Origin of the sequence: Streptomyces sp. NBC_01320 (genome assembly GCF_035974375.1) — a bacterium.
Classification (GTDB): Bacteria; Actinomycetota; Actinomycetes; order Streptomycetales; family Streptomycetaceae; genus Streptomyces; species Streptomyces yanii.
Window position 1 is genome coordinate 4,039,940 of sequence record NZ_CP108390.1, and the last position, 25,075, is coordinate 4,065,014.

22 protein-coding genes and 3 pseudogenes are annotated in these 25,075 nt (G+C 69.7%); 5 read left to right on the forward strand and 20 right to left on the reverse strand.

Annotation, left to right across the window (positions count from 1 at the left end; translation table 11 throughout):
• Positions 1-29 precede the first annotated feature (29 nt).
• Genes hydA through OG395_RS18315 form a run of 6 tightly spaced genes read right to left on the reverse strand, consistent with a single transcriptional unit; the run spans position 30 to position 7,821 of the window.
• Positions 30-1,535, reverse strand: coding sequence for a dihydropyrimidinase (gene hydA / locus OG395_RS18290; protein ID WP_327243936.1), 1,506 nt, complete (start codon positions 1,533-1,535; stop codon positions 30-32).
• Positions 1,528-3,021, reverse strand: a complete 1,494-nt coding sequence (locus tag OG395_RS18295) for an aldehyde dehydrogenase (RefSeq protein ID WP_327243937.1) — start codon at positions 3,019-3,021, stop codon at positions 1,528-1,530. Before OG395_RS18295 ends, hydA begins: the two co-directional genes overlap by 8 nt.
• A 57-nt stretch (positions 3,022-3,078) precedes the next feature.
• Positions 3,079-4,362, reverse strand: a complete 1,284-nt coding sequence (locus tag OG395_RS18300; RefSeq protein ID WP_327243938.1) for an amidohydrolase family protein — start codon at positions 4,360-4,362, stop codon at positions 3,079-3,081.
• A complete protein-coding gene (locus OG395_RS18305; protein WP_327243939.1) occupies positions 4,359-5,114 on the reverse strand; it encodes an aspartate/glutamate racemase family protein in 756 nt (251 codons plus the stop codon). Before OG395_RS18305 ends, OG395_RS18300 begins: the two co-directional genes overlap by 4 nt.
• A complete protein-coding gene (locus tag OG395_RS18310) occupies positions 5,069-6,667 on the reverse strand; it encodes a sugar ABC transporter ATP-binding protein (RefSeq protein ID WP_327243940.1) in 1,599 nt (532 codons plus the stop codon). The genes OG395_RS18305 and OG395_RS18310 overlap by 46 nt, the downstream gene beginning before the upstream one ends.
• Complete coding sequence (locus OG395_RS18315) at positions 6,664-7,821, reverse strand: sugar ABC transporter substrate-binding protein (RefSeq protein WP_327243941.1); 1,158 nt, start codon at positions 7,819-7,821, stop codon at positions 6,664-6,666. Before OG395_RS18315 ends, OG395_RS18310 begins: the two co-directional genes overlap by 4 nt.
• Before the next feature lie 135 nt (positions 7,822-7,956).
• Here OG395_RS18315 and OG395_RS18320 point away from each other — a divergent pair, with 135 nt between their 5' ends.
• Entirely contained in the window at positions 7,957-8,259 is a 303-nt protein-coding gene (locus tag OG395_RS18320; protein ID WP_442818574.1) for a hypothetical protein, read from the forward strand.
• A gap of 77 nt (positions 8,260-8,336) precedes the next feature.
• Here the strand turns inward: OG395_RS18320 and OG395_RS18325 are convergent, their stop codons facing one another.
• The 3 genes from OG395_RS18325 to trhA all read right to left on the reverse strand — a co-directional run bounded on the left by OG395_RS18325 (position 8,337) and on the right by trhA (position 9,912).
• Positions 8,337-8,501: a hypothetical protein gene (locus OG395_RS18325; protein ID WP_266980614.1), complete on the reverse strand. Its 165-nt coding sequence runs from the start codon at positions 8,499-8,501 to the stop codon at positions 8,337-8,339.
• A 38-nt stretch (positions 8,502-8,539) separates the two neighbouring features.
• Complete coding sequence (locus tag OG395_RS18330) at positions 8,540-8,896, reverse strand: PRC-barrel domain-containing protein (protein ID WP_266980616.1); 357 nt, start codon at positions 8,894-8,896, stop codon at positions 8,540-8,542.
• A gap of 230 nt (positions 8,897-9,126) precedes the next feature.
• On the reverse strand, positions 9,127-9,912 hold the full coding sequence (trhA, locus tag OG395_RS18335) for a PAQR family membrane homeostasis protein TrhA (RefSeq protein WP_327243942.1): 786 nt from the start codon (positions 9,910-9,912) through the stop codon (positions 9,127-9,129).
• A gap of 280 nt (positions 9,913-10,192) precedes the next feature.
• Here trhA and OG395_RS18340 point away from each other — a divergent pair, with 280 nt between their 5' ends.
• Positions 10,193-10,753 (forward strand): hypothetical protein, encoded by a 561-nt coding sequence (locus OG395_RS18340; RefSeq protein ID WP_030979167.1) that lies wholly within the window; start codon positions 10,193-10,195, stop codon positions 10,751-10,753.
• Between the two features lie 273 nt (positions 10,754-11,026).
• Here OG395_RS18340 and OG395_RS18345 read toward each other — a convergent pair whose 3' ends face one another.
• Positions 11,027-11,230, reverse strand: a complete 204-nt coding sequence (locus tag OG395_RS18345; RefSeq protein WP_019072426.1) for a cold-shock protein — start codon at positions 11,228-11,230, stop codon at positions 11,027-11,029.
• A 244-nt stretch (positions 11,231-11,474) separates the two neighbouring features.
• Entirely contained in the window at positions 11,475-11,813 is a 339-nt protein-coding gene (locus OG395_RS18350) for a helix-turn-helix domain-containing protein (protein WP_326792779.1), read from the reverse strand.
• A gap of 1,377 nt (positions 11,814-13,190) precedes the next feature.
• Between OG395_RS18350 and OG395_RS18355 the strand changes: the two are divergent.
• Together OG395_RS18355 and OG395_RS18360 are read left to right on the forward strand one after the other, a co-directional pair.
• Positions 13,191-13,605 (forward strand): annotated as a pseudogene (locus tag OG395_RS18355) (ATP-binding protein).
• Between the two features lie 46 nt (positions 13,606-13,651).
• On the forward strand, positions 13,652-14,011 hold the full coding sequence (locus tag OG395_RS18360; RefSeq protein ID WP_266980624.1) for a hypothetical protein: 360 nt from the start codon (positions 13,652-13,654) through the stop codon (positions 14,009-14,011).
• 102 nt (positions 14,012-14,113) lie between these two features.
• Here OG395_RS18360 and OG395_RS18365 read toward each other — a convergent pair whose 3' ends face one another.
• The 6 genes and pseudogenes from OG395_RS18365 to OG395_RS18390 all read right to left on the reverse strand — a co-directional run bounded on the left by OG395_RS18365 (position 14,114) and on the right by OG395_RS18390 (position 18,201).
• Positions 14,114-14,422, reverse strand: coding sequence for an SCO5918 family protein (locus tag OG395_RS18365; RefSeq protein ID WP_030980872.1), 309 nt, complete (start codon positions 14,420-14,422; stop codon positions 14,114-14,116).
• 50 nt (positions 14,423-14,472) lie between these two features.
• The gene (locus OG395_RS18370) at positions 14,473-14,877 is read right to left on the reverse strand and encodes a CBS domain-containing protein (RefSeq protein ID WP_266980627.1); all 405 of its coding nucleotides are present in this window, start codon (positions 14,875-14,877) and stop codon (positions 14,473-14,475) included.
• Positions 14,878-14,923: 46 nt separating this feature from the next.
• On the reverse strand, positions 14,924-16,444 hold the full coding sequence (locus tag OG395_RS18375; RefSeq protein WP_266980629.1) for a DEAD/DEAH box helicase: 1,521 nt from the start codon (positions 16,442-16,444) through the stop codon (positions 14,924-14,926).
• Between the two features lie 326 nt (positions 16,445-16,770).
• Positions 16,771-16,974, reverse strand: a complete 204-nt coding sequence (locus OG395_RS18380; protein ID WP_030980875.1) for a cold-shock protein — start codon at positions 16,972-16,974, stop codon at positions 16,771-16,773.
• A 465-nt stretch (positions 16,975-17,439) separates the two neighbouring features.
• Positions 17,440-17,623, reverse strand: a pseudogene (locus OG395_RS18385) (cold-shock protein); the annotation flags it as partial.
• A gap of 239 nt (positions 17,624-17,862) precedes the next feature.
• The gene (locus OG395_RS18390; RefSeq protein WP_327243943.1) at positions 17,863-18,201 is read right to left on the reverse strand and encodes a MerR family transcriptional regulator; all 339 of its coding nucleotides are present in this window, start codon (positions 18,199-18,201) and stop codon (positions 17,863-17,865) included.
• A gap of 814 nt (positions 18,202-19,015) precedes the next feature.
• Here OG395_RS18390 and OG395_RS18395 point away from each other — a divergent pair.
• Positions 19,016-19,243, forward strand: a pseudogene (locus OG395_RS18395) (ATP-binding protein); the annotation flags it as partial.
• A gap of 920 nt (positions 19,244-20,163) precedes the next feature.
• Here OG395_RS18395 and OG395_RS18400 read toward each other — a convergent pair.
• The 3 genes from OG395_RS18400 to OG395_RS18410 form a co-directional block, all read right to left on the reverse strand.
• Complete coding sequence (locus OG395_RS18400; RefSeq protein WP_266980632.1) at positions 20,164-20,337, reverse strand: hypothetical protein; 174 nt, start codon at positions 20,335-20,337, stop codon at positions 20,164-20,166.
• A gap of 1,124 nt (positions 20,338-21,461) precedes the next feature.
• The gene (locus tag OG395_RS18405) at positions 21,462-22,820 is read right to left on the reverse strand and encodes a class I SAM-dependent RNA methyltransferase (RefSeq protein WP_327243944.1); all 1,359 of its coding nucleotides are present in this window, start codon (positions 22,818-22,820) and stop codon (positions 21,462-21,464) included.
• Positions 22,821-22,921: 101 nt separating this feature from the next.
• Complete coding sequence (locus OG395_RS18410) at positions 22,922-24,967, reverse strand: APC family permease (RefSeq protein ID WP_327243945.1); 2,046 nt, start codon at positions 24,965-24,967, stop codon at positions 22,922-22,924.
• Between the last annotated feature and the right edge of the window lie 108 nt (positions 24,968-25,075).

Consider the following 25,075-nt stretch of genomic DNA (forward strand, 5'->3'; position numbering starts at 1 on the left):
CTGGCTGTGGTGGGCTGGGGTGTGTGCGGTCAGGTGGTCTGGAGGACCGGGGCTGCGGGCCGCGGCTCCTCCGCGTGCGGGACGCTGGGCGTGCGGGCGAGGAAGCGGCCGCCGCCCGCGAGGCCCGGTACGGGGCGCCCGTCGCGTACGGCGATCCGTCCGCCGGCGAGGACAGCGCGGGGCGCGCCGATGACCTCGATGCCCTCGTACGGCAGGTGGTCGACGGCCGAGTGGTGGTCGGCAACCGTGAGGGGGCGGCGGCGCTCCGGGTCGAAGACGAGCAGATCGGCGTCGGCGCCGGGGGCGATCAGGCCCTTGCGGGGCAGCAGTCCGAACATGCGGGCGGGGGACGTGGACACGGCGTCGGCCCAGCAGCGCGGGGTGATGCGGCCGGTGCGGACCCCGAAGTGGTGGAGCAGCATGATGCGCTGCTCGATGCCGGGCAGGCCGTTGAGGATGCAGTCGAACCGCGGCTCCGTGATCTTCTGGTCGGCGATCCGGAACGCGCAGTGGTCGCTGGAGACCATGGCGAGGGTGCCGTCGGCGAGTGCCTGCCACAGCGCGTCCTGGTCGGCGGCCCGGCGCAGCGGCGGTGAGCACACGGCCTGCGCCGCAGTGGCGAGGTCGCCCTCCAGGGCGTGCTCGTCCAGGACGAGGTAGTGCGGGCAGGTCTCGCCGTGCACGTCCCAGCCAGCCGCGCGGGCCCTGCGGATCGGATCGAGCGCGGTGGAGCCGGAGACGTGGACGATGTAGACGCGAGCCCCGGCGACCCGGGCCAGGTGCGCGATCCGGTTGACGGCCTCGGCCTCCAGCAGGTCGGGGCGGGTGTGCGAGTGGTGGTGCGGTGCGGTCTCACCACGGTCGATCGCCTGCGCGGTGAGCAGGTCGATCGCGTCGCCGTTCTCCGCGTGCACCAGCACGGTGATGCCGAGCGGGGCCACGCACTGCAGGATCCGCAGCAGCCCGCGGTCGTCCGTCATCCGGCGGCCCCGGTAGGCCATGTACACCTTGATGCTGGTGACGCCCTCGGCGACCAGGCGGGGCAGCTCGGCGAGTTCGTCCTCGCCGGGCTGGACGAGCACCAGGTGGACACCGACGTCCGCCGCGGGCCGCTGGGCGAGCATCCGGGCCCGCCAGGCGTGCAGCGCGGCGAGCGGTGACTCTCCGGGCTCCGGGTAGCAGAAGTCGACGATCGACGTGGTGCCCCCGGCGAGCGCGGCGACGGTGCCCTGGTGGAAGTCGTCGCAGGTGCGGTGGCCGCGGATCAGGGTGTCCAGGTGGGTGTGCGGGTCGATGCCGCCGGGAAGCACCCAGCAGCCGCCAGCGTCGATCGTCTCGTCCGCGGCGGCGGGGCGCAGCACTCCCGGGCTCGCCACTGCCCTGATGAGCCCGTTCTCGACGAGGACGTCCGCCGGTTCGGTGGTGTCGGGGCCGATGACGGTACCGCCGGTGACCAGCACCCGGCCGGCGACCGGGGGCGTCGGTGCACCGGACGGGGCGGGGTGCGGGGCCGGCCCATGGGTGGACTCAGGCACCGAGGTTCACCCAGACCGTCTTCGGCAGCGTGTACTGCTCCATGGCGTGCAGGGACTTGTCGCGGCCGGTTCCGGACTGCCGGAAGCCGCCGAAGGGGACGGTCACGTCGGAGTGGTTGTAGCAGTTCACCCACACCGTGCCGGCGCGCAGTGCGCGGGAGATACGGTGCGCGGTGGTGACGTCACGGGTCCAGACGGCTGCGGCGAGCCCGTACTGGGAGTCGTTGGCGATCCGTACGGCGTCGTCGGCGTCCTTCGCGGTGATCAGGGACAGCACGGGGCCGAAGATCTCCTCCTGGGCGACGCGCATGTCGTTGGTGACGTCCGCGAGGACCGTGGGCTCCATGTAGCAGCCACTGGAGTCCGGGCGGCCGCGTTCGCCGCCGGTGGCGACGAACGCGCCTTCTTCACGGCCGATGCCGACGTAGCCGAGGACGCGGGAGAGCTGGGTCTCGTCGACGAGCGCACCCATCCTCACCGCCGGGTCGAGGGGGTCGCCGGGCCGCCAGGCGCCCGCGGCCTCGATGAGCCGCTCGGTGAACTCCTCGCGCACGGACTCCTGCACGATGACGCGGGAGCCGGCGCTGCACATCTCGCCCTGGTTGACGAACGCGCCGAGCGCGGCGCCCTCGGCCGCGGCGGCGAGGTCGGGGGCGTCCTCCAGGACGATGTTGGGGGACTTGCCGCCGCACTCCAGCGACACGCTCTTCATATTCGACCGGGCCGCGTACTCCAGGAAGAACTTGCCGACCTGGGTGGAGCCGGTGAAGGCGACCTTGTCGACGTCTGGGTGCAGACCGAGGGCGCGGCCCACGGACTCGCCGAGGCCGGTGACGACGTTGAACACACCCTCGGGGACGCCCGCCTCCGCGGCCAGCGCGGCGAGCGCGAGGACGACGTGCGGGGCCTGCTCCGCGGGCTTCACGACGAGGGAGTTGCCGGTGGCGAGGGCGGGGGCGATCTTCCACATCGGCATGCCGATCGGGAAGTTCCACGGCACGACGGCGGCGACGACGCCGAGGGGTTCGCGGGTGACGAGGGCGAGCGCGCTGTCCGCGGTCGGCGCGACCTCGCCGTAGACCTTGTCGATGGCCTCCGCGAACCAGCGCAGCACGTCGGCGGCGTGGTCGGCCTCACCGAGCGTGGAGCCGATCGGCTTGCCGCTGTCGAGGGTCATGACCAGCGCGAGGTGCTCGCGGTCGCGGCGGATCAGCTCGGCGAACCGCAGCAGCACCGCGCGGCGGGCGATCGGCGCCATCCGCGACCAGACGCCGGACTCGAAGGCGCGGCGGGCGGCAGCGACGGCCCGGTCGACGTCCTCCGGGCCCATGGCGGGAGTGGAGGCGACGGTGCGGCCGTCGACGGGCGAGACGGTGTCGAGGCGTTCGCCGGAGGCGGCATCGGTGTGGGCGCCGTCGATGAACGCGCGCTTCTCCCAGCGCAGCTGCTCGGCCTGCTGGTGCCATTCCTGGGCGGTGACGGTCATGGGGTGCTCCTCTTGAGAAGGTTCGTCGGGGTGGTGCGGGGATGCGGAGGGGCCTGCTCAGTCGCGGCGCAGCCAGATCTCCGGCTGGCGCTCGGACGCCGGCTCTCCGGTGGCGATGTCGGCCCACAGGGCCTCGGCCGCCGCTTTGTCGTGGCGCAGGTCGACGAGGACGCGGCCGTCCTTCATCACGAGCCGGGGGCGGCCGAGGGCGCGCAGATCGGCCAGCGGGTCGCCGTCGACGACGAGGACGTCGGCGCGGTGACCGGGCTCCAGACTGCCGAGGCTGTCCTGCTCGCCGAGTGCGGTGGCGCTGCCGAGCGTCGCGGCCCGCAGCGCGTCCGCGGTGCTGAGTCCGACCGCCGTCAGTGCCTCCAGCTCGCAGATCAGGACGTCGCGGGCGGGGATCCAGTGGATCGGGTCGCTGCCCGCGGCGATGGTGACGCCTGCCTCGACGGCGTGGCGCACCGACTGCTCGTGGACGGCGCCGATCCGCTCCTCGTACACGGCCGCCTGGTCCTCGGTGATCGTCTTGCCGACGGTCAGATGGGTCTCGGTGCGGAACGCCCACAGGGTGGGGACGTAGACGGTGCCCTGCGCGGCCATCCGGGCGGCGAGGGGCGCGTCGATGGTGAGGCCGTGGTCGATGACGTCGACGCCGGCGGCGACGGCGCCGCGGGCGGCGTCGATGCCCTCACAGTGGCAGCCGACGCGGGCGCCGAGGAGATGGGCCTCGCTGACGGCGGTCGCGATCTCCTCGTCGTTGAGGTACCGCAGGCACAGCGTCCAGTCGGAGTCGGCGGTGGTGTGGCTGAGGACGAGCTTGATGAAGTCGGCGCCCGCCAGCCGCTCCAGCCGCACGGCGCGGCGTACGGCGTCGGGGCCGTCGGCGAAGACGTTGCGCCAGTCGACGGGGGCGCCGCTGCCGACGACGTTCGGGCCGGCGGTGAAGGCACGGGGGCCCAGCACCCGGCCCGTGGCGAGCTCGGCGCGCAGCGCGTGGATGCCGCGGTGCTTGCAGCCGGGGTCGCGGACTGTGGTGATGCCGGACTCGATGAACCGGCGGGCGGTGATGACGCCGTCGACGACGCTGCGCGTGATGAGGCCGGCGTCCGCCTCGACGCCGGACCGGCTCATCAGATGGGCGTGCGCGTCGATGAGGCCGGGCAGGATGTGCCCTCCGTCGGTGTCGACGATCTCGGCGTCCGTCTCGTGCGGTACGGCGTCACGGCCGACGACCTCGGTGACGCGCCCGTCCTCGACGACGACGGCGGCGCCCTCGCGCCAGGTGCCGTGGCGCACATCGAGGACGGGACCGCCGTGGACGAGGGTGGTGGTGCTCATCGGATCGACTCCTGGGGTGTGTGGTGGGCGAGCAGAGCGCCGGTGAGGGCGAGCGCGGCGGGCAGTCCGGCGACCACCGGGACGCCGAGTTCGGCTTCGAGGGCCGGGGCGAGGGCGCCGACGACAGAGCCGATCAGGACGAGGCTGTCGGCGGCGTCCCGGTCCCGAGCGGTGCGCCCGGCCCGCACGTACTGGTCGAGCAGCGCCTCCGGGTCGCGTACGGCAGCGGCGGTGTCGGTCACCATCGGCACGATCGATGCGAGCCGCGCGTCGAGCCCGTACCGGTGCACGAGGCCCCGCACCAGCGGCACGGAGCGCGGTGAGAACACCGGTACGGCGAACCGGCCGCCGTACAGGCAGGCCTGGAGCATGGCGGCCTCGGCGAGGCCCGGGTCGTGGCCGCAGGCGATGACCACCGCGTCCCGCCCAGCGGCGAGCCGAGGGGCTTCCTGGACGGTCAGCGCGGCGGCGAGCGCGATGTCGTCGCCGGTGTCGACGCCCTCCGGACCGCCCGGCACCGACCGTACGTCGACGTCGATGCCGGGACCTGCCCAGAGCTCGGCGTCGGACCGGATACGGCGGGTGGCCGGGGCGGAGCTGTTGGGGTTGAGGACGAGGACGGAGGGGCGGGCCTCGTGGGCCGGCGCGGGTCGCGCGCTGACCGTCACGGCTGCCGAACCCGCGCGCCCGGAGCCCCGGTACGCGGTCACGGCGCCGCCCCCGTCGCCGCGGGCGTCGTCGCGCCCAGACACGCCGCCGAGATCTCGTCCGCGGCCGGGCAGTCGAGTTCGCCGACGACGGTGCCGCGGGACATCACGAGCACGCGGTCGCAGATCTGGGCCAGCTCCTCGTGGTCGGAGCCGACGACGAGGACGCCGAGGCCCGCCTCGGTGAGCGCGGTGACGGTGTCGAGCAGGGCGCGGCGGGCGCCCACGTCGACTCCCTGCGTCGGCTCGTGCAGCACCAGGCAGCGCAGCCCGGGCCGCTGGAGCCACTTCGCGAGGAGCACCTTCTGCTGGTTGCCGCCGCTCAGGGTGCCGAGCGGACGGTCGGGTTCGGTGCGGGGCCGTACGTCGTAGCGCTCCATCGCGCCCTGGACGGTGCGGCGTTCGGCGGTCCGGTCGACGAAGCCGCGGCGGGTGTGGCGGCGCAGGCTGACCAGGGTGAGGTTCTCGCGGATGCCGAAGCTCTGCACGCCGCTGTGCTGTTTGCGGTCGGCGGGCAGGACGGCGAGTCCCGCGGCGAGTGCGGTCGAGGGGCGCCAGGCCCGCAGGGTGCGCTCGCCGACGGTGAGGGTGCCCGCGGTGCGACCGGAGCCGAGGAGCAGCGTGGGCAGGGCGTCGTGCCCGGCGCCCGCCCGCCCGGTGACCCCGACGATCTCGCCCGCGCGGACGGTCAGGTCGATGGGGCTGCCAGTGCGGCCGCGCAGTCCCTCGGCGCGCAGGACGGGCGCGCCGGGTTCGGTGCGCGCGGTCCGGGCGGCGGCCGCCTGGGGCGCGGATCCGATGATGGCGGCGGCGAGTTCACCGGGGCCGGAGACCTCGTCAACGTCGTGCTCGGACACCAGTCGCCCGTCCCGCAGCACGACCACGCGGTCCGCGATCATGCCGACCTCTTCGAGGCGGTGGGTGCAGAAGGCGACGGCGGTACCGCGGGCGGTGACCCGGCGGATCGCGTCGAACAGGCTGGTGCGCTCGCGTTCGGTGAGGTTGGCCGTCGGCTCGTCGAGGACCAGCAGCTTGGAGTGGCGTCGGCCGCGCGCGTACAGGGCACGGGCAATGGCGAGGACCGCCCGCTCGCCCTGCGGCAGCCGGTGCACGGGGGCCGCGGGGTCGATGTCCATGCCGAGGCCGTCCAGCAACTCCTTGACCTGCCGAGCCTGTTCCCGCCAGCGCACGAGTCCGGCGCGCGAGGTGACGAGGGCGCCGACGCACACGTTCTCGGCGACGCTGAGGGTCTGGGCGAGGGCCAGGTCCTGGTGGACGAAGGCGAAGCCCAGGTCGGCGGACGAGGTCGGGGTGAGCGGCAGCCGGTGCTCGGTGCCGTCGACGATGAGACGACCGCCGGCGTCGGGGGCGTGGAAGCCCGAGAGGATCTTGAACAGGGTGGACTTGCCGGCGCCGTTCTCGCCGAGGACGGCGGTGGTGCGACCGGCCGGGAAGTCGAGGGAGACCGAGTGCAGGACGCGGGTCGGGCCGAAGGTCTTGCTGATGTTCTCCAGCCGGATGCCGTCGTGCTCCGTCCGGGCCTCGCCGTCCTCGGGCCGTGCGTTGCCCTGTTCCGTGTAGGTGCCGGGCGCGGTCATCGCGTCTTCCACAGGGCGGTGAAGCCACCGCGGTAGTCGGCGCCGTCGAACAGGGCGTCCTCGTCGGCGAGGTCCTTGCCCTTCAGGTTGTCCTTGACGAACAGCTTCAGCGGGACGACGGTCGTGTCCGCCTTCTGCCCGGCGATCGCGCGCAGGCTGCGGTCCATCATCGCCCAGCCCAGCCAGGAGTTGTTGTTGCCGATGTCGGCGCTCTGGACGCGCCCGTCGCGGACGAACTCCAGGTTGGCGGTGACCGCGTTGATGCTGGAGGTCTGCACCTCGGGCCGGTTCGCAGCCTCGATCGCAGGCACCGTGAACTGGGCAATGCCGTCGATCGCCGGGAACACCCAGTTCAGCTTGCGGTTACGCATCAGCGTCGAGGAGGTGACCCGTTCGGCGCCCTGCTTGAAGTCGGCCTGGTTGAGGTCGTCGACGGAGAGGCTGCAGCCACTGCGGCAGAACTCCTTGAACCCGTCCTGGAGGCCCTTCTTCAGCGCCGTGAACGTCGCAACCGAGGGCAGGTGCTGGTACGAGGCGTGCACCGGGCCGTCGGTCGCGGTGACCGCGTGGGCGGCGAGGATCCGGCCGGAGTCGTAGAAGTCGACGCTGACGGCACCGGCGGCGCCCTCCTCCAGCGGCGCGTTGGCGTCCACGTTGAACGCGGAGATCACCGGTACCTTGGCCTGCTGCGCGGCGCGGACGGCGCCGCTGACCTCGCTGAGGTTGATGCCGAAGGCGACCACGGCGGCGGCGTCGGTCGCGAGCGCCTGCTCGACACCCTTGCCCGCGGTGCTGGTGGAGCCCTTGGAGTCGAAGACGCGGACCTTCACTCCGGCCTGGCGGCCGGCCTCCGTCATCCCGTTCAGGACGGCGCGCACGTACGGGATGCTGTTGTCGAGGGTGACCACATAGATCGTCTTGCCGCGGGCCGCGCTGATGTCGAAGGCGTCGCCGGGCTTGCTGAATACGGTGCGGCCGGAGGCCTTGTCGACCAGGGCCTGCGCGCTCCCCCGGGCGGCGGCGACGGTCTTGCTGTCAGCGGCCTTCTCGGTGGTGCCCTGGGCAGCGCCGCACGCGGAGAGCGGCACGATCAGCGCGACGGCGAGGAGTGCGGCACCGGCGGCTCTGTTCCGGGGGAGGCTGTTGATTCGCACGGGGGGTTCCTTTCGGCGTTCGGGTGGAGTCGTGGGCGTGCGCTTCGCCTGCGCACGGGCGGTGCGGGGCCGTTCCGGCCGGGGAGTGCCAGGGGGCGTACGTGGCCGTTCCATCCAGTGAGGGACATACCGGGGATGGCGTGCGCGCTGCCTCAGACGCGGGTGCGGCGGCGGGCGACGACGTGGGAGCGCAACGCCCACAGCCTCGATTTGTCGGACTTGATCGTCCGCACCCGCGCACTGCATCCCCGTGAGGCCGCCCGCACCCTCATCGCGGCGGTCGTTGAGGCCAACGACGGTCACCTGCAGGACGACGCAACCGTCATATGCCTGGACTGGGGCGGCGTCGGTCGCTCCCAGCGGGACGCCGACACCGGCGCAGACCTCGCCGACGCGTCCGCCCCGTCACGGACGGGGCGGACCGCTCCTGGGCGATGACTCAAAATCTGCTCCGATACCCCGCTTCGGCCGGCCCTGGGCGGGCGAATCGGGGTGCTCTGCCCCAGGTGACCGCGTCACCGGGGCAGGCGCCTGCGGCGGCCCAGGCGCAGGCCGAGGAGGACGAAGTCTGCGAGCAAAACCACCACACCGATGACCAACAGGTAGAGCAGGCACTTCGCCACCACTCCGATGATGCCGAGCACGACGGCCACAACGACCAGCAGGAGGAAGAGAGCCATCCGTGTCACCTCCATGGTGGGGGAAGTCGGTGGGGGCATCAGCGGCGGGCGAGGCGACGTTCGCCGCCCGCACCCGTTCGGTAGGCGAGCTCGTAGTGCGCGAAGACCGTCTTCTCGTCCTCCGCGTGCAGTTCGCCGTCCGTGCCGATCGAGGGCGCTTCCTTGACCTGCTTCTTGTCGTAGGCGACCTTCAGATAACCGGGACCGACCGTCGCGTCGCCCAGGGGGACGAAGACCAGCCGGTGCCGGGTCGGCAGACCGACCTTGACCGTCGCGAACGCGGGCTGGTCCGTGGCCGTGTCGACGTAGAGCGCCTCCAGGACGCCGATCTTGTGCCGCTCGTGGTCGACCACGTCGTGGCCTCGCCATTCCCTGATGTCTTCCGCCTCGAACACGGGACCCCCCTCTGTCGCAGGTCAGCTGAAGTCCGCTGTCTCGTCTTTCTCTCGTTCCTCCCTCCGTACCTGCCTACGGGGCGTCACACGCTGGAGAGCAGCCAACTTGCAGGCCGGAGCGGCGGACGGAGTTCGCGCGCGGCGCGATGTCTAGGCGGCCGCCGGGCCCGTCGCGGCCCAGCGCGTGGCAACGTGGGTGACGAGCGACGCGAGCCGGAACGCTGTCGCGGTCAGTAGGTGGCCAGGGAGATGGCGGTGTAGTGCGCGGTGAAGGCTGCCACGGTCAGCGCGTGGAAGACCTCGTGGAAGCCGAACCAGCGGGGTGAGGGGTCGGGTCGCTGGAGGGCGTAGACGACCGCGCCCGCGCTGTAGAGGAGACCGCCGGCCACGATCAGGGTGAGTACGGCTGCTCCGCCGGTGTGCAGGAAGTCGGGCAGGTAGCGCACCGGTGCCCACCCCAGGGCCAGGTAGCACGGGGTGTACAGCCAGCGCGGGGCTCCGACCCACAGGACCCGGAACGCGATGCCGGCCAACGCGCCTGCCCACACGATCCACAGCAGCACGGACCGCTGTTCCGGCGGGAGGAGGAGCACGGCCAGGGGGGTGCAGGTGCCGGCGATGATCAGGAAGATGTTGGCGTGGTCGAGACGTCGCAGAAGAGCTTCGCCGAGCGGCCCCCAGGTGCCGCGGTGGTAGATGGCGCTCGTTGCGAACAGCAGCCAGGCGGTGACCGAGTACACGGCGCAGGCCCGGACCGCCTGGGGAGTACGGGCCAGGCAGATGAGCACGATGCCTGCGATCAGTGCGGTGGGGACCATTCCGGCATGCAGCCAGCCACGCAACCTCGGCTTGATCGGTTCGGCCAGGTCGGCCGCCCGCTCCACCAGAGCGGCAACCGAGTAAGCGTTCCCCCCTGCATCGTCACCTTGTGATCCGCAGGGCAGCCCGTCTTCACGGCATTCTCCCAGCGCTGAGGCGACGTGAATGTATTCGGCTTCAGCAGCGTCGCGAGACACAGCCTCTCGTCCTCCCTCGGACTCCTGGGCATCACCGGCAATCATGCGGTCATGCTAGGAGACCTCACCCGGACAGCATTCTGGGAGGTCGGTCTCGAACCCCAGGCCCACATCGCCGGGCATGGGCTGCTTCGCCGCCGTGTGAACCCCAGCCCCCCGTTGATCCTGCCGCCAATTGAGTCTGCCGAAGCCGAGTAGATCGGCTGGTCATGGGAACGATCAGGGCTCCCGAACGGCTCCCGAACGGGCATCTCCGCTCGCCTACGCACAAGGATCGCCGATGCTTCCTGAGGTCCGCCCCCACGTATCCAGCACCCTCGCAGACCAGTTGGAACACCAATTGGGCCTGGCTCCGCATCTCGAAGCCAGCCACCTCAAGGTGGAGGGCGTCGCCGGCATCGCAGTCGTCGCAGCTGCCCACTCCGACGGCTATGCGGCCACCGGCCATCTTCTCGGCCTGCTGGCCGCGCTACCTGCCCCCATCACGGCAGGAGAACGGTTCTGGTCGGACCTGTGGAGGTCCTCGGGCACCGCGTACCTGCTACCCGTCAACATCAAGGCTCTGGTGCTGCGTTCCCTGGCAGGAGAGGGAACCGCCCTGGCCCGACAGATCCTCTCGGCTGTCGATGAGATGACCCCGCCCCAGCGCATCGCAGCCGGGGAGGTGATCGGTCAAGCCCTTGTCGAGTCCGACCATTTTCCCGACCTCAAGACACAGGTCATCGGAGAACTGTGGCTCCGAGATCTCGAGCTCACCGCCTGGCGCGTCCTGCATGCGGACCGCAGATGGGACGATCCGGCTGGACGGAAAGCTTTCGTCGACGCCTGGACGAGCGTCTGAACGTCTGCTCCTCCAAGCTGCACGACAGCCGTGCAGGGCATGCGGCGCCCGAGCCCGACGACGCTTGAAGCGACTGAGGTCAGGAAGTTCCGGGCCGAGGTCGCACCGGCCCCGCGCCTCAACCGATCAGGGCCGCACAGCAATGGCTGCGCGGCCCTGATCCTGTGCACGCCCGGCGCGAGAGCAGGCGCCTTCGTCCGGGTGAGCGGCACGGCCCACACGGGCGGCGGTCACCGGACGCGTGTGCGTGACCCCTCGTGCAAGGTTGAGAGGTCAGGCCGGGTTGATGTTCTCGGCCTGCGGGCCCTTCTGGCCCTGGGTGACGTCGAACGTCACGGCCTGGCCCTCCTGGAGCTCACGGAAGCCCGAGGAGTTGATCGCGGAGTAGTGCGCGAAGACATCCGGGCCGCCGCCGTCCTGCGCGATGAAACCGAAGCCCTTCTCCGCGTTGAACCACTTCACAGTTCCCGTTGCCATGTCTTATGCCTTCCAGTCGATGAACGCCTCCCACTCCATGTGGAAGGCAGAGGTGATCGCCCTGGTTCCTGCGGCACAGCACAGCAAAGCGCCCACACCAAAGGCGTGGGCAAGGGAGAATTCCGAACCACGACAGCTGACGCAGACGCTACACGCCCACACACCGCGTCACCATAGGAAACGATCACGCCTCACACCGAGATCGTGCGTGCGGTGCCCGCCGACGCTGACGGGCACGCTCATCTCATGCAGCTGCCGTTGGGTTTGGTGATTCGGCGGTGCGGCGGTGTTCGGCGTTGATGCGCTGGGCTTCTTCGAGCTGGTCTTCGAGGATGACGATGCGGCAGGCCGCCTCGATGGGGGTGCCCTGGTCGACGAGCTCCCGGGCGCGCGCGGCGATCCGCAGCTGGTAGCGAGAGTAGCGGCGGTGGCCGCCCGCGGATCGGAGCGGGGTGATGAGACGGGCTTCGCCGATGGCGCGGAGGAAGCTCTGGGTGGTGCCGAGCATTTCGGCGGCCCGGCCCATGGTGTAGGCGGGGTAGTCGTCGTCGTCGAGACGGCCGTACGAGTCGTCTGCTGTCATTGCACCTCTCTGTGGAACGTGTGGAGGGGCCCTGGTGCCGTACTGGCACCAGGGCCCCGAAGGAACTGCTACACCATCTGCCGACCCTGATACTGCGCCGGCTTTCTGTTTCCGCAGACCCGACCGAGATGCTGTCGGGGTTGCGGGGATCGCGGTTGCTTGACCGGAGACCACCTCACTATCGATGTCCTGCGGTACCCGGGTCCAAGACTTCCGCCCGGGCGATCCTGATGGTGCCTGGCTCCTCCGTTCTTCCCTCTGGGATCAATCACTTACCAAGCGGGGTACTGCGTACTGCTGGTGATGCGAACTACCCAGTGGCCTGCGATAGCGCCACTCTTCGGCAGCCAGCCCCGTCGCCCGTCCTGCATCTGCTTTGGCTTAGAACCCCACTGCCGAACCTCCCGGTGCGCGCGTCCGCAGCCGACGCCTTCACCGAGGAACCAATGACAACCACGCTGCTGGTACTAGGAACTGCACTTACACAACTGCTACTGCACTACTGCTCACGGCGGCCCCTGATCACTGCGGGCCACCCGGTCCGGCCGTCAGCCCCGTCACCAACAGCCCTGGCTTCGGACCTCCGCCACCGCACCGTCCTGCGCACTGCAACTGCGTGTACTACTGCCCGCCAGTTCGTCTCTGCCGGGCCTTGCTGATCTCGGCTACGAGAGAAACCATAGCCACACCACCACCCAATGTCTACTCCAGCGGGCATAGATTTCCGCGCACTCGAAGATGAGGTAATCCGCGTCGACCGGTCTATGGATGGTTCAAGCGGCTCCGAAGCTCAGTCCGGCCCCCGGAGTGACCCACAGCCGCGCAGCACGTCGGGCTGAGCGTGACGTCGCCGACTGCGCCGCGGCTACCGTCGGCGGGCACCGGCCAACACTGGGCAGTGACTGACACACCGACCGGGGACGGACGTTTCCGGCCGTATCACCCCACGGGTCTGCCGTTGACGGGCGTGGCACAAGGACCTGCGCCGCCCTCGACGATCCCGGCCCGATGATCGAGCAGCTCGTGGAAGCGTGCGTGCAGGCGCCGCGATCCGCAGCCTGGCGCTCCTGCTGCCGCGTCAGTGCCTTGTCGAGGATCTGTTTACTCGTCCCGCGGTCACTCTCGTGCTCGCCCGGCCGGTGGCATCGCCGTGGATGGGCCGCCTGCTCGAATCGGCGCGAGCCCACGACTCGGGCAGGCCGTGGGCCGGCATCGTGACACGGGCGCACGTCAGCGTGCGGCCACGCGTCGACTGTGGTCCTCAGTCCCCTTCGGCAAGCACTGTGGCTCTGCCGGGTTGGCGGGTGGAGGGGCGGGGCACAAGGGTCGGGTAAGCGAAGGCCGGGCATGGACGATCCACAGACCAGGGTGACCCTGATGAACATGATGACCGTCAATGCCACAACCGCCCGTTCCACGGGAGCCGTTGCCGACGCGCGTGACGCGGCTCGGGCCTTCCTCGAAGGCTTGCGGCAGCCGGCCGTGGCCCCTGACGCCGCGGACACCGTGGTCCTGGTCGTGTCCGAGCTCGTCACCAACGCCCTGCGCCACGGCGGGGGCACCTGCACATTGGAGCGGGGGCACCTGCACATTGGAACTGACTGCGCACCCCGACACCATCGAGGTGGCCGTCCACGACCCCAGCCGGCATGCGCCGCGCATGCGCACCCCTGACCTGAACGGCGGCACCGGGGGCTTCGGCTGGCCCATGGTCAACCGACTCGCCCGCGCCACCGCGGTCACCCGCCGGGCCTCCGGCGGCAAAACCGTGAGCGCGCATCTTGCCTGGTAGCGCCACCGGTCAAGCAGCCGGATGGCCGGTGAATATAATCTGCCTCATGTCGAAGCCTGACGAGCTGCTCATTGACGTCGCTGCCCTGGTGGAGTCCGGGCAGAGCAATCAGATGTCCCTGACCGTAGTCACCGGTGGTGCTGTCATCACCGGTCGGCTGGCTCCCGAAGCCGTGTGGAGGCTGAGGGTGTCGGAGGTGCTGACGGACTCCGACCGCCTGGGAGAGTTCTCCTCCATCTTCGACGCCCCCACGAAGAAGGACGGGCCGCCCACGCATCTGCACTTCCATGTCGCCCGGATCCTGCAGGGCACGGTGGGCATCCCGGAGACGGGCGGGATGTACCGGGTCGCGATCGAGGACGTCAGCGCCTGGACCGTGGGCGACTTCAGCTATTCCGACCACTGAGCAACCAGTGCGGCGGGAACCCGTCGCACGCAGTGTGGGCCCGACCGGCGCGCCGGTCGGGCCCACTGCCGTTCAGGTGTCGACTCGTGCCTGTTCCGTCGGTCAGACGGATACGGGAGTGCCGAGCATCGCGGAAGCTCGCTGGAGCGAGCTGAGGATGCGCACGGGTGCGGCCTCGGGGAGGGTGCGGCAGGTGAAGCCGAGCTGAGTCATGGCCCGGAGGACCTCGGCGGCGCTGAAGTCACGGCGGTCCTGGCGGGTGACGACCTGGCCGACCTGCTTGACGGGGTAGCGGCGGCGGCCGATGGTCACGGATTCGCCGGTGCCCGGTTCGGGCTTGATGCCCTTCATCGATTCCAGCACGCCGCTCTTGGTGAGCTCGAAGGGGAAGCGGGCGATGACGCAGCGCATGTGGCCTCACAGGGAGAAGGGGGAAAACGGTCCGACCAGGGTGAGGCGCTTCAGCGAGAGAGGGCGAGGATGCCCAGGGCGCTGCCTTGCTCCTCGACCACCGGCAGGGCACCGAGCCGGAGGCAGTGCATCGCGTGCTCGGCTTCGGCCGCAGTGGTCACGGGTGAGGTGAACGCGCCGTGGTCGCCGAGGATGTCGCGCAGGCGGACACGGTCCGTGTAAGCGGAGCTGTCACAAACGGCAGCCAGTTCGGTCTGGGTGACCAGGCCGGTGCACTGGCCGTCCTGGTCGCAGACGACCAGTCGACCCGTGCGGGCGGCGGCCATGACGGACAGCGCCACCTCGACGCTCATGTCGTCACAGACCTGCGGTCCGGCCGCGTCCATGGTGTCGGCCACCGTCCTGTGCACGGGAGTGGCGCCCGCCGGGCGGGCTTGCATCTGAACCAGCGTCAAAATGTGCCTCCTGCAGAAGTGGGTCAGTTCCCTGATCATGAACGTTCTAGGCCGCCGCGTCGAAGGAGGACTGCCGTACGGTCACGCGCCGGGCGGCCGAAGCGTGGCTGCGTCGGCCTCGGGAGGCCGCGCTGCGGCTGCGCGGACGCCGCTCGGCCACCGGCGCGGTGATCGTCACGGGAATGCCGGAGGGGGGCTGGGCCCCGGTAATACGGCTGAGTGCCTCTTCCCCGGAGCGGACCTGGGTGGTCTGGGGCACGATGCCGGCGGCTGCCATGAGGCGGGTCATGTCGCGGCGCTGGTTGGGGGTGACCAGGGTGACGACGCTGCCGGACTCGCCGGCCCGCGCGGTGCGGCCGCCGCGGTGCAGGTAGTCCTTGTGGTCGGTCGGCGGGTCGACGTTGACGACGAGGTCGAGGTTGTCGACGTGGATACCGCGAGCCGCGACGTTCGTCGCGACGAGCACGGTGACGTGCCCGGTCTTGAACTGGGACAGGGTCCGGGTCCGCTGCGGCTGCGACTTCCCGCCGTGCAGCGCGGCGGCCCGCACCCCGCTGTTCAGCAGGTCCTGCGTCAGCCGGTCGACGGCGTGCTTGGTGTCCAGGAACATGATCACCCGGCCTTCGCGCGCCGCGATCTCCGTCGTCGTCCGGTGCTTGTCGGCGCCGTGGACGTGCAGGACGTGGTGCTCCATCGTGGTGACCGCGCCTGCGGACGGGTCGACGGAGTGGACCACCGGGTCGGTGAGGTAGCGGCGGACCAGGAGGTCGACGTTGCGGTCGAGGGTGGCGGAGAACAACATGCGCTGGCCCTCGGGGCGGACCTGGTCCAGGAGTGCGGTGACCTGGGGCATGAAGCCCATGTCGGCCATCTGGTCGGCCTCGTCGAGGACGGTGATCGCGACCTGGTTCAGCCGGCAGTCACCCCGGTCGATGAGGTCCTTCAGGCGGCCCGGCGTCGCGACGACGACTTCGGCGCCACCGCGCAGTGCGTTGACCTGCCTGCCGATCGGCATTCCGCCGACGACGGTGGCCAGGCGCAGCCTCACCGAGCGGGCGTAGGGGGTGAGGGCGTCGGTCACCTGTTGTGCCAGCTCACGCGTCGGTACGAGGATCAGGGCCAGCGGCTGGCAGGGCTCGGCGCGCTGTCCGGCGGTGCGGGCCAGCAGGGCCAGGCCGAAGGCGAGGGTCTTGCCTGAGCCGGTGCGCCCGCGACCGAGGACGTCGCGGCCCGCGAGGGTGTTGGGCAGGGTCGCGCCCTGGATCGGGAACGGGATGCGCATGCCTTGTGCGGTGAGCGAGGCCAGCAGCCGCTCGGGCATGTCGAGGTCGGCGAACGCCTCGACGGCGGGCAGCGCTGGAGTGATCGTCTCGGGCAAGGCGAACTCGCCCTGGGCCGCCGCGGGCCGCCGACCCTGGCCGCCCATGCGGCTCGGCCCTCCGGAACGGCGCGGGGCGGGCGAGCCGAAGCGGCTGCCCCGGGGCGAACCGGCGCCGGAGCCAACAGCGGGACCGCCGGTCCGGCTGCGGGTGCGGGAGGAGCGGTTGTTCGTACGTGAGGGGTTCATTCAGAACCTTCCTTGATACGGCACGTATCAAGGAATTCTCGCAGCAGAGGAACAGCGCGGGGAATCACAAGAACGGGCCGAACGAAATGCGAAAGCAGATCTGGCCTGCGGTGACTCCGGCGCAAATGCAGGCAATGAAACGGGTAACGTCATGCGGACGTTAAATCCCGGACGGCTACGGGCGCATCTTTAAAGAGGCCCGCGTTCTTGGAAAAAGGTCCGTAGGCGTCGTTGCGGCACAGGGGAAGCCCCAGGGAATGACCGTAGGTGGGGCCCGGCCCGCACCCCGAGGGATGCGGGCCCCAGCTACGGAGTGCGCGTCAGCGTCAGGCGGGAACGATGTTCTCGGCCGTCGGGCCCTTCTGGCCCGGCGCGATGTCGAAGGTGACCTTCTGACCTTCGAGCAGCTCACGGAAGCCCTCAGCCGCGATGTTCGAGAAGTGGGCGAACACGTCAGCGCCGCCACCGTCCTGCTCGATGAAGCCGAAACCCTTGGCCGCGTTGAACCACTTCACTGTGCCAGACGCCATGTCATATCTCCTTGTGGGGCAGTACGCCGAGACCCGCAATCCACGGATACCGGGTCGCCGCGATGATGCCCCGCCCGGAAAATGACCGGAAATACAAAACGCTTCCCGCGGCCGAAAAGCCCGGCGGAAGCGTTGAAGTTTTTGGGAACCACGACTGCAACTAGGAGCGACAGTAGCATGCGGTAGTGACCTGTGTACGGTTAATAATTCCGCTCTGTTCGTTGCAGCAAACACACTGTCCGCGCGGCGCATAAAACTCTCGTCTCGCGGTCATAGATATTGGCCCACCCAAAATGCAGCTTTCCAGAAAGGGCGGTCGCTGTTTACGGCTCGGAAGGCACAATTATTGCGGGTGGCACCGCCCTGCAACATCACCCCCATCAGCCCGTACGCCGGTCCCGACGCAGATCAGCGCCGCGCAGCGCTCTCACCAGTGCCCCAGATCCCACCACCGTCGACTGAGACTGAAGGGGGCGATGTCTCGGCCCGGGGCCTCTTCTGGCCCTGGGTGACGTCGAACGTCACGGCCTGGCCTTCCTGGAACTCACGTAAGCCCGCGGGCTGATCGCCCTACGGTGGGCGAACACGTCCGAGCCGCCGCTGTCCGGGCGATGAAGCCGCAGCCCCTCTGCGCGTTAAACCACTTCACAGTTCCCGCGGCCCTTGCCTCACGCCCTCCTGTCGATGAATGCGTCCTACGACATGCGGCAGACGAAGGCGGCCACCCTGGCCCCTCCGCCACAGCAGAACGCCCACGACGAAGGTGTGAGCGAAGGGAACTTCCTGTCAAGGCAGTTGGCACAGAAGCCACGCGTCCGCACGGCCTGTCACAACATGACGCGCCACACTCCCGACAGGCGTGTGCGGTACCGGCGGACACGCACCACCTCAGCCCTCGGTCGTCGGGTTCTCAGATTCGGCGGCGTGGCGGTATTTGGCGTTGATGCGCTGGGCTTCTTCGAGCTGGTCTTCCAGGATCACGATGCGACAGGCGGCCTCGATGGGGGTGCCCTGGTCGACGAGCTCCCGGGCGCGGGCAGCGATGCGCAGCTGGTAACGGGAGTAGCGGCGATGGCCGCCCGCGGAACGCAGCGGGGTGATGAGGCGGGCTTCACCGATGGCGCGGAGGAAGCTCTGGGTGGTGCCGAGCATTTCGGCGGCCCGGCCCATGGTGTAGGCGGGGTAGTCGTCGTCGTCGAGACGGCCGAACGAGTCGTCTGCTGTCATTTGCACCTCTCTGTCGAACGCGTGGAGGGGCCCGGATGCCGTATGGCACCCGGGCCCCGAAGGAATTGCTACACCATCTGCCGACCCTGATACTGCGCCGGCCTTCTGTGTCCGCTGACCCGACCTGGAAGTTGTCGGGAGTGCGGGGATCGCGGTTGCTTGACCGGAGACCACCTCACTATCGATGTCCTGCGGTACCCGGGCTCAAGACTTCCACCCGGGCGATCCTGATGGCGCTCGACTCCTCCGTTTCTTCCCTCTGGGATCAATCACTTACCTACCGCTGGTACTGCTCTCCTGCGTACTGCTCTGTGGCCTGTGACAGCGCCACTCTTCGGCAGCCAGCCCCGTCGCCCGTCCTGCGTCTGCTCTGGCTTAGAACCCCACTGCCGAACCTCCCGGTGCGCGCGTCCGCAGCCGACGCCTTCACCGAGGTGCTGCTCACTGACTTCACTGCCGGGTACTGCGAACTGCGCTTACGGGTACTGCTACTGCGTGAACTGGTACTGCTCACGGCGGCCCCTGATCACTGCGGGCCACCCGGTCCGATCGTCAGTCCCGTCGCCATCCTGCAACAACCCTGGCTTCGAAACTCCACCACCGCACCGTCCTGCAAACTGCAACTGCGTGTACTACTGCCCGCCAGTTCGTCTCTGCCGGGCCTTGCTGATCTCGGCTACGAGAGAAACCATAGCCACACCACCACCCAATGTCTACTCCAGCCGACATAGATTTTCGTGCGCTAGTCAGAGAGATAGTCGACCTCGACCACTGATGGGGCACGCGGCGGCCCCGCTCCAGCCGGGACACCCACAACGCCCTGCACCACGGCGGCGGCACCTGCACCCTGGACCTGACCGCGCACCCGGACAGCATCGAGGTGTCCGTGACCGCAGCCCGCAGGCCCCGCGCATGCGCACCCCCGACCTGAACGGCGGCACTGGAGGCTTCGGTTGGCCCATGATCAACCGCCTCGCCCGCGCTACCGGTGACCCGCCGGACGGCCGGCGGCAAGACCGTAAGCGCCCCTCTCGCCGTGTAGCACCAAGGCGCCGCTGCCCACCCGCGACGGGTGACCTCCCCAAGACTTGGCTGCTGCCCCGATGTAGCCCAAGGCCGGAATCAGCGAACCCGCGCCCGGGGCGCCTCCCGACCGCCTGTCTGTCTGGGCGGGACAGTGAGGCCCTGTCGGTCTTGCGGGCATGATCGAAGAGGATGAGGGTGTGCGTCCCGTCGCCCCAGGTGTCCAGGAATGGAACGCCTCGCCCCGCAGACCTCAGCGCTGCGGCTGGGAAGCGACCTACGACGCAGAACTGACCGCCCTCATGATCTGCGCGCACATCTGCGCCTACGGTCATGTCGGGCGGAACGGTCCAGGTGACGCGCCGCAGGCAGACACTCGACCTGTCGGACCTGGTCGTCCGCACCCCCTCGTTGCATCCCTGCGGGCCGCCCGCACCCTCATCACGGCGGTCGTCGACGCCAACCACGGTCGCCTGGAGGACGACGCGACCGTCATGTGCCTGGACTGGCACGGTGTCGGCCACTGGCGGCGGGACGCCGACACCGGCGCAGACCTCGCCGACGCCTCCGCCCCGTCACGGACGGGGCGGCCACTCCTGGGCGATGACTCGAGAGCTGCTTCGGCACCCCGCTTCGGATCGGCCCTTGGCCGGGGCGGCGAAGCGGGGTGCTCTGCCCCTGGTCACCGCATCACCGGGACACGCGCCTGCCGCGGCGGCCCGGGCGCAGGCCGAGAAGGCGAAGTCGGCGAGTGCCTGAGGAGATCAGCGCCGGGGCACGAGCGGCAGAGGCCGCCGCCGCACGCGTGCGTGCCGGAGCGGGCCGGTGCGACGAGATGTGTGCTGGGGCAAGCCGTTGCAGCGCCAAGCCCAACTGCGCACCACCGGACGCACGAACCCGCTTGGGCCTCGCACCGGCTCCGCCCACGACGTGGCGTGGTCAGCGCCTGAAACTGTCCTTCGACCTCTCCTTGATGTCCCGGGCCTTGCCCCGGGCCTCCAGTGCGGCCCCCTTGGCTGCGGTGGTCTCGTTGCCCACCGCGTGGGCCACCTTCCTCACGGCCTTCCCGACAACCTGCTCGGCCTTGGCCTTGGCCTTCTCTCCGGCACTCATGTCGGTCCTTTCATAGGCACTCACTCACCCGCCTGCCCCTGGCCCCGGAGCGGAAACAACGGGTACCGCAGCACCGCCTCCTCCGACGGCCGTGCTCTCCCGCAGCTCGCCGCAGCGATGCCCACACACTTCATTGTGTTCCCGGCAGAAGTGTGTCGTGGCGCTCGATTTTCGGTTTCTAGGGCGCAGGTGCCTTGATTTCCCTGTTTCGGTCGGGTCGGCTGAGCTGGGTTGGCTGTGGAAGTTCGTGGCCGTATGGCAGGTGGGAATGGCTGCAGCCCGGCACTCAAGTCGTGCGCTCCGGGTTCCTCGGGTCGTGGGTTGGCAGAGGCAGCGCCGCTGGTCAGGTGGCCGGCCTCGGCAGGGCGGAGACGGCCCTCCTCCGCGGGTGCGAGGACCAGACCGTCGCGGCACATGCCCGCGCGCACCTCCGAGCCGGCCGCACCGGCCTCGTCGACGTCGGCGTCACGCCGCGTCACGCCGACATCTGCACTGAGCACCTGTCCGTCCACGTCAACGCGCCCCGCCCCCCGCATGCTGATATTCGACGCGGTCGACTTCGCCGCCCCTCAGCCAGGCCGGCGCGCGGTGGTCTCCTGCCACACCCACCAACAACGCCTGCAACTCCTGCGGGAGGCCGGCGTTTCAGAGTTGCCGCGCCCACACAATCATCGCCTACACCCATCAGCGCCCAAATACGCCGCTGACCCGGAGCACCGGGCTCATCCATCGACAAAAGACACCAGCGTGAGAGCGAACCGCTCAGATGGATCGCCGTCGACGGACGACATGGATGGGACAACCCGGCGAGGCGTCTTCCAGCAGGCGAGGGAGAGAGGGAACTATGCCGACGTCGCCCGGTTAGGTACAGGTACGACCTGACGCACCGCCACAGACTGCCTCAGCTTCAGGCGCTACCCGCACTCCTGGAGCATCGGCCGCACCGATGCTGGAGCGTCACTTGAGCGTCAAGAATGCTCGCCGATGCCCGGCTGTCACCGACGCCGTTCTTGCTTTGCGGTGAACTCGCAGGTCAGACCGCCTCCGCAGCTACGCCGACCGCTCAACCCGTTGCTTGTCCGGAAACAGGTCGGGCAGGCCGACAACATACGAAGAACCGCAGGTCAGAGGCTCTTCTGAGCCGGCTCAAGAATCGCCACACACTCCACGTGCGAGGTCATGGGGAACAGGTCGAACGCCCGCAGCGTCCGCACCTTGTAGCCACCCTCCCGGAAGTACGCCAGGTCGCGGGCCAGTGCCGCCGGGTCGCAGGCGACGTACGCGATGCGGCGGGCGCCGAGGCCGGTCAGGTGCTTCACCGTCTGCTTGCCCGCGCCCGCGCGCGGCGGGTCGAGGACGATCAGGTCGCACTCGGTGATGCCGGTGCGGGGCAGGATCTGCTCGACCTTGCCGTGCTCGATGCGGACCCGGTCGAGGTCCTGGAGGTTGTGGCGGGCGTCCTCGACGGCGCGCTTGCCGGACTCGATGCCGAGCACCGCGCCCTTCTCGCCGATGCGCTGACCGATGGCGCCGGCGAACAGGCCGACGCCGCAGTAGAGGTCGAGGGCCATGTCGTTCTTGCGGGGCAGCAGGCCCTGCATGACCGCGCGGACGAGGGTGTTGGCGGCCTGCGGGTGGACCTGCCAGAAACCGCCGGAGCCGACGCGGTACGTGCGGTCGTCGGCGCGTTCGCGGACGAAGCCGCGGCCGTGGACCCGGTGGATGCCGCCGTCGCGTTCGTCGACGCGCAGGACCGAGACCGGCTTGTCGAGCTCGACGAGCGGCAGCCGGGCGCCGGGCTTCGGGGTGAGGATGACCTGGCGGTCGTTGGAGCCGGTGGCGGTGATGGCTTCCACCGAGGCCATGCCGGTCCAGTCGCGCTTCTCGATGCCTAGTTCGGAGACTCCGGGCGCCGCGATCATGCAGTGCTCGATCGGCTCGACGTCGTGCGAGCGGTGCTTGCGCAGGCCGGCCCGGCCGTTCTCGTCGATGGCGTACTGGACGCGGGTGCGCCACGCGGGCACCTCGCCCTTGGGGAGCTTGTCGCCCTCGGCCGGCATGACGGTGCCGTCCCAGCCCGCCTCCTCGGGGGTGAGGCCGGCGAGGCGCTGGAGCTGTTCGGCGATGACCTCGCCCTTGAGCCGCCGCTGGGCGCCCGGCTTGGCGTGCTGCCAGTCGCAGCCGCCGCACTTGCCGGGGCCGGCGTACGGGCAGGGGGCCTCGACGCGGTCCTTGGACGGTTCGATGATCGTGACGGCGTCGGCCCGCAGGAAGCGGGAGTCCTTCGCGCCGTCGGTGACCCGTGCGACGACCTTCTCGCCGGGGAGGGTGTGCCGCACGAAGAGGACCTGGCCCTCCGAGGTACGGGCGATGCAGTGGCCGCCGTGGGCGACGGGGCCCACCTCGACCTCGTACTCCGTGCCGATCAGTGAGTCCCCGGTCTGCGAGTCCTCGGCCGGCGACGAGGTGGTTTCGTTCTGCATGAGGGGGTGGCTCCAGAGATCAAAGGAAAAACGGCCGGACAACAACCCACAAGTCTACGTGGGTGGTGTCCGGCCGTTTACCAAACGGCGGGCACGAAGAGTCAGCCCTTGCTGGTCTCCTTGGTCCTTCGTTCCACCGGGCCCCGGCGCACCGAACCCGGAGCGTTCCAGTCCGCGCGCTTCCTGGCGCGCTTCTTCGCGGCCTCGGAGGATTCCAGCTGGTACGGGACGGACGTCACCATGACACCGGGGGTGAAGAGCAGCCGCCCCTTGAGGCGCAGGGCGCTCTGGTTGTGCAGCACATGCTCGTACCAGTGACCGACCACGTACTCCGGGATGTAGACGCTGACCACATCGCGCGGGCTCTCCCTGCGGAGGCTCTTCACGTAGTCGATGACCGGGCGGGTCACCTCGCGGTACGGGGAGTCGAGGATCTTCAGCGGAATGTTGATGCCGCGGCGCTCCCAGTCCTCCTTGAGCGCCTTCGTCTCGGCCGGGTCGACGCTGATGGAGAGCGCCTCCAGATGGTCGGAGCGGATCAGCTTGGCGTACGCGAGCGCGCGCAGCGTGGGCCGGTGCAGCTTGGAGACCAGGACGATGGAGTGGACCCGGGAGGGCTTCATGCTGTCGTCGGACGGGGCCTCGTCGGCGGAGATCTCCTCGGCGACGCGGTCGTAGTGCCTGCGGATCGCGGTCATCGTCCCGTAGAAGATCACCATGCCGAGCAGCGCCACCCAGGCGCCGTGGGTGAACTTCGTGGCGAGGACGACGACGAGTACCAGGCCGGTGAAGAAGGCGCCGAAGGTGTTGATCGCCCGGGAGCGGATCATGTGGCGGCGCTTGGCCGGGTCCTTCTCGGTCCTCAGATGGCGGTTCCAGTGCCGCACCATGCCGGTCTGGCTGAGGGTGAAGGAGACGAACACACCGACGATGTAGAGCTGGATCAGCCGGGTGGAGTCGGCTCCATAGATCCAGGTGAGCAGGATGGCCGCGCCGGCCAGCAGCACGATGCCGTTGGAGAAGGCGAGCCGGTCGCCGCGGGTGTGGAGCTGGCGCGGCAGGTAGCGGTCCTGGGCGAGGATCGAGCCGAGGAGCGGGAAGCCGTTGTACGCGGTGTTGGCGGCCAGGAAGAGCACGAGGGCGGTGGCCCCGGCGAGGATGATGAAGAAGAACGATCCGTCGCCGAAGACGGCCGCCGCCACCTGGGAGATCACCGGGTCCTGGACGAAGCTCGAACCGACGGCGACGCCGTTGTGGATCAGGTCCGTCGCCGGGTTCTCCGCCATCTTCACATCGGTGGCCATGGCCAGGGCGATGATGCCGCAGAACATGGTGACGGCCAGCAGCCCCATCATGGCGAGGGTGGTCGCGGCGTTCTTGCTCTTCGGCTTGCGGAAAGCGGGGACGCCGTTGCTGATCGCCTCGACACCGGTCAGCGCCGCACAGCCGGAGGAGAACGCCCGCAGCAGCAGGAAGACGAGGGCGAAGCCGGCCAGGCCCTGATGCTCGGGCCTGATCTCGTAGTCCGAGGTCGGGGCGTGCATGGTCTCGCCGAGGACAAGACCGCGGAACGCACCCCAGGCGATCATGACGAAGACGCCCGCCACGAAGAGATAGGTGGGGATGGCGAAGAGCTTGCCGGACTCCTTGACGCCCCGCAGGTTCATCAGCGTCAGCAGCACGATGGCCCCGATCGCGCAGAGCGTCTTGTGCTCGACGACGAACGGGATCGCGGAGCCGAGGTTCTCCACACCGGAGGCGATCGACACGGCGACGGTCAGGACGTAGTCCACCAGCAGGGCGCTGGCGACGGTCAGACCCGCCTTGGGGCCGAGGTTGGTGGTGGCGACCTCGTAGTCGCCGCCACCGCTCGGGTAGGCGTGCACGTTCTGCCGGTACGAGGCGACGACCGTGAACATCAGGACCACGACAGCGGCCGCGATCCACGGGCTGAAGCGGTACGCCGACACGCCCGCGATGGACAGCACCAGGAGAACTTCTCCTGGCGCGTACGCCACCGAGGACAGCGGGTCGGATGCGAAGACGGGGAGGGCGATGCGCTTGGGAAGGAGCGTTTCCCCCAGCTTGTCGCTGCGCAGCGCCCGGCCGATCAGGATCCGTTTGGGCACGTCGGTCAGTTTGGACACGCAGAGGATCGTAAGCGTTCCGTATGGAGGCCGCCGACGCACCACCCCCGTGGCCCTGCAATCTCCTGCGCATAGCCGAGAACGCCACGGAATCCTTAACGGAATCCT

What these genes read in the sequence shown, in the direction of transcription:
- OG395_RS18375 (WP_266980629.1), bottom strand. Translation starts at nt 16,444, where the DNA reads ATGAACCCCTCACGTACGAACAACCGCTCCTCCCGCACCCGCAGCCGG.
- OG395_RS18380 (WP_030980875.1), bottom strand. Translation starts at nt 16,974, where the DNA reads ATGGCGTCTGGCACAGTGAAGTGGTTCAACGCGGCCAAGGGTTTCGGC.
- OG395_RS18390 (WP_327243943.1), bottom strand. Translation starts at nt 18,201, where the DNA reads ATGACAGCAGACGACTCGTTCGGCCGTCTCGACGACGACGACTACCCC.
- OG395_RS18295 (WP_327243937.1), bottom strand. Translation starts at nt 3,021, where the DNA reads ATGACCGTCACCGCCCAGGAATGGCACCAGCAGGCCGAGCAGCTGCGC.
- OG395_RS18350 (WP_326792779.1), bottom strand. Translation starts at nt 11,813, where the DNA reads ATGACAGCAGACGACTCGTACGGCCGTCTCGACGACGACGACTACCCC.
- OG395_RS18400 (WP_266980632.1), bottom strand. Translation starts at nt 20,337, where the DNA reads ATGAGTGCCGGAGAGAAGGCCAAGGCCAAGGCCGAGCAGGTTGTCGGG.
- OG395_RS18310 (WP_327243940.1), bottom strand. Translation starts at nt 6,667, where the DNA reads ATGACCGCGCCCGGCACCTACACGGAACAGGGCAACGCACGGCCCGAG.
- OG395_RS18325 (WP_266980614.1), bottom strand. Translation starts at nt 8,501, where the DNA reads ATGGCTCTCTTCCTCCTGCTGGTCGTTGTGGCCGTCGTGCTCGGCATC.
- OG395_RS18405 (WP_327243944.1), bottom strand. Translation starts at nt 22,820, where the DNA reads ATGCAGAACGAAACCACCTCGTCGCCGGCCGAGGACTCGCAGACCGGG.
- OG395_RS18345 (WP_019072426.1), bottom strand. Translation starts at nt 11,230, where the DNA reads ATGGCAACGGGAACTGTGAAGTGGTTCAACGCGGAGAAGGGCTTCGGT.
- OG395_RS18360 (WP_266980624.1), top strand. Translation starts at nt 13,652, where the DNA reads ATGTCGAAGCCTGACGAGCTGCTCATTGACGTCGCTGCCCTGGTGGAG.
- OG395_RS18365 (WP_030980872.1), bottom strand. Translation starts at nt 14,422, where the DNA reads ATGCGCTGCGTCATCGCCCGCTTCCCCTTCGAGCTCACCAAGAGCGGC.
- OG395_RS18320 (WP_442818574.1), top strand. Translation starts at nt 7,957, where the DNA reads ATGGCGTGCGCGCTGCCTCAGACGCGGGTGCGGCGGCGGGCGACGACG.
- OG395_RS18340 (WP_030979167.1), top strand. Translation starts at nt 10,193, where the DNA reads ATGCTTCCTGAGGTCCGCCCCCACGTATCCAGCACCCTCGCAGACCAG.
- OG395_RS18300 (WP_327243938.1), bottom strand. Translation starts at nt 4,362, where the DNA reads ATGAGCACCACCACCCTCGTCCACGGCGGTCCCGTCCTCGATGTGCGC.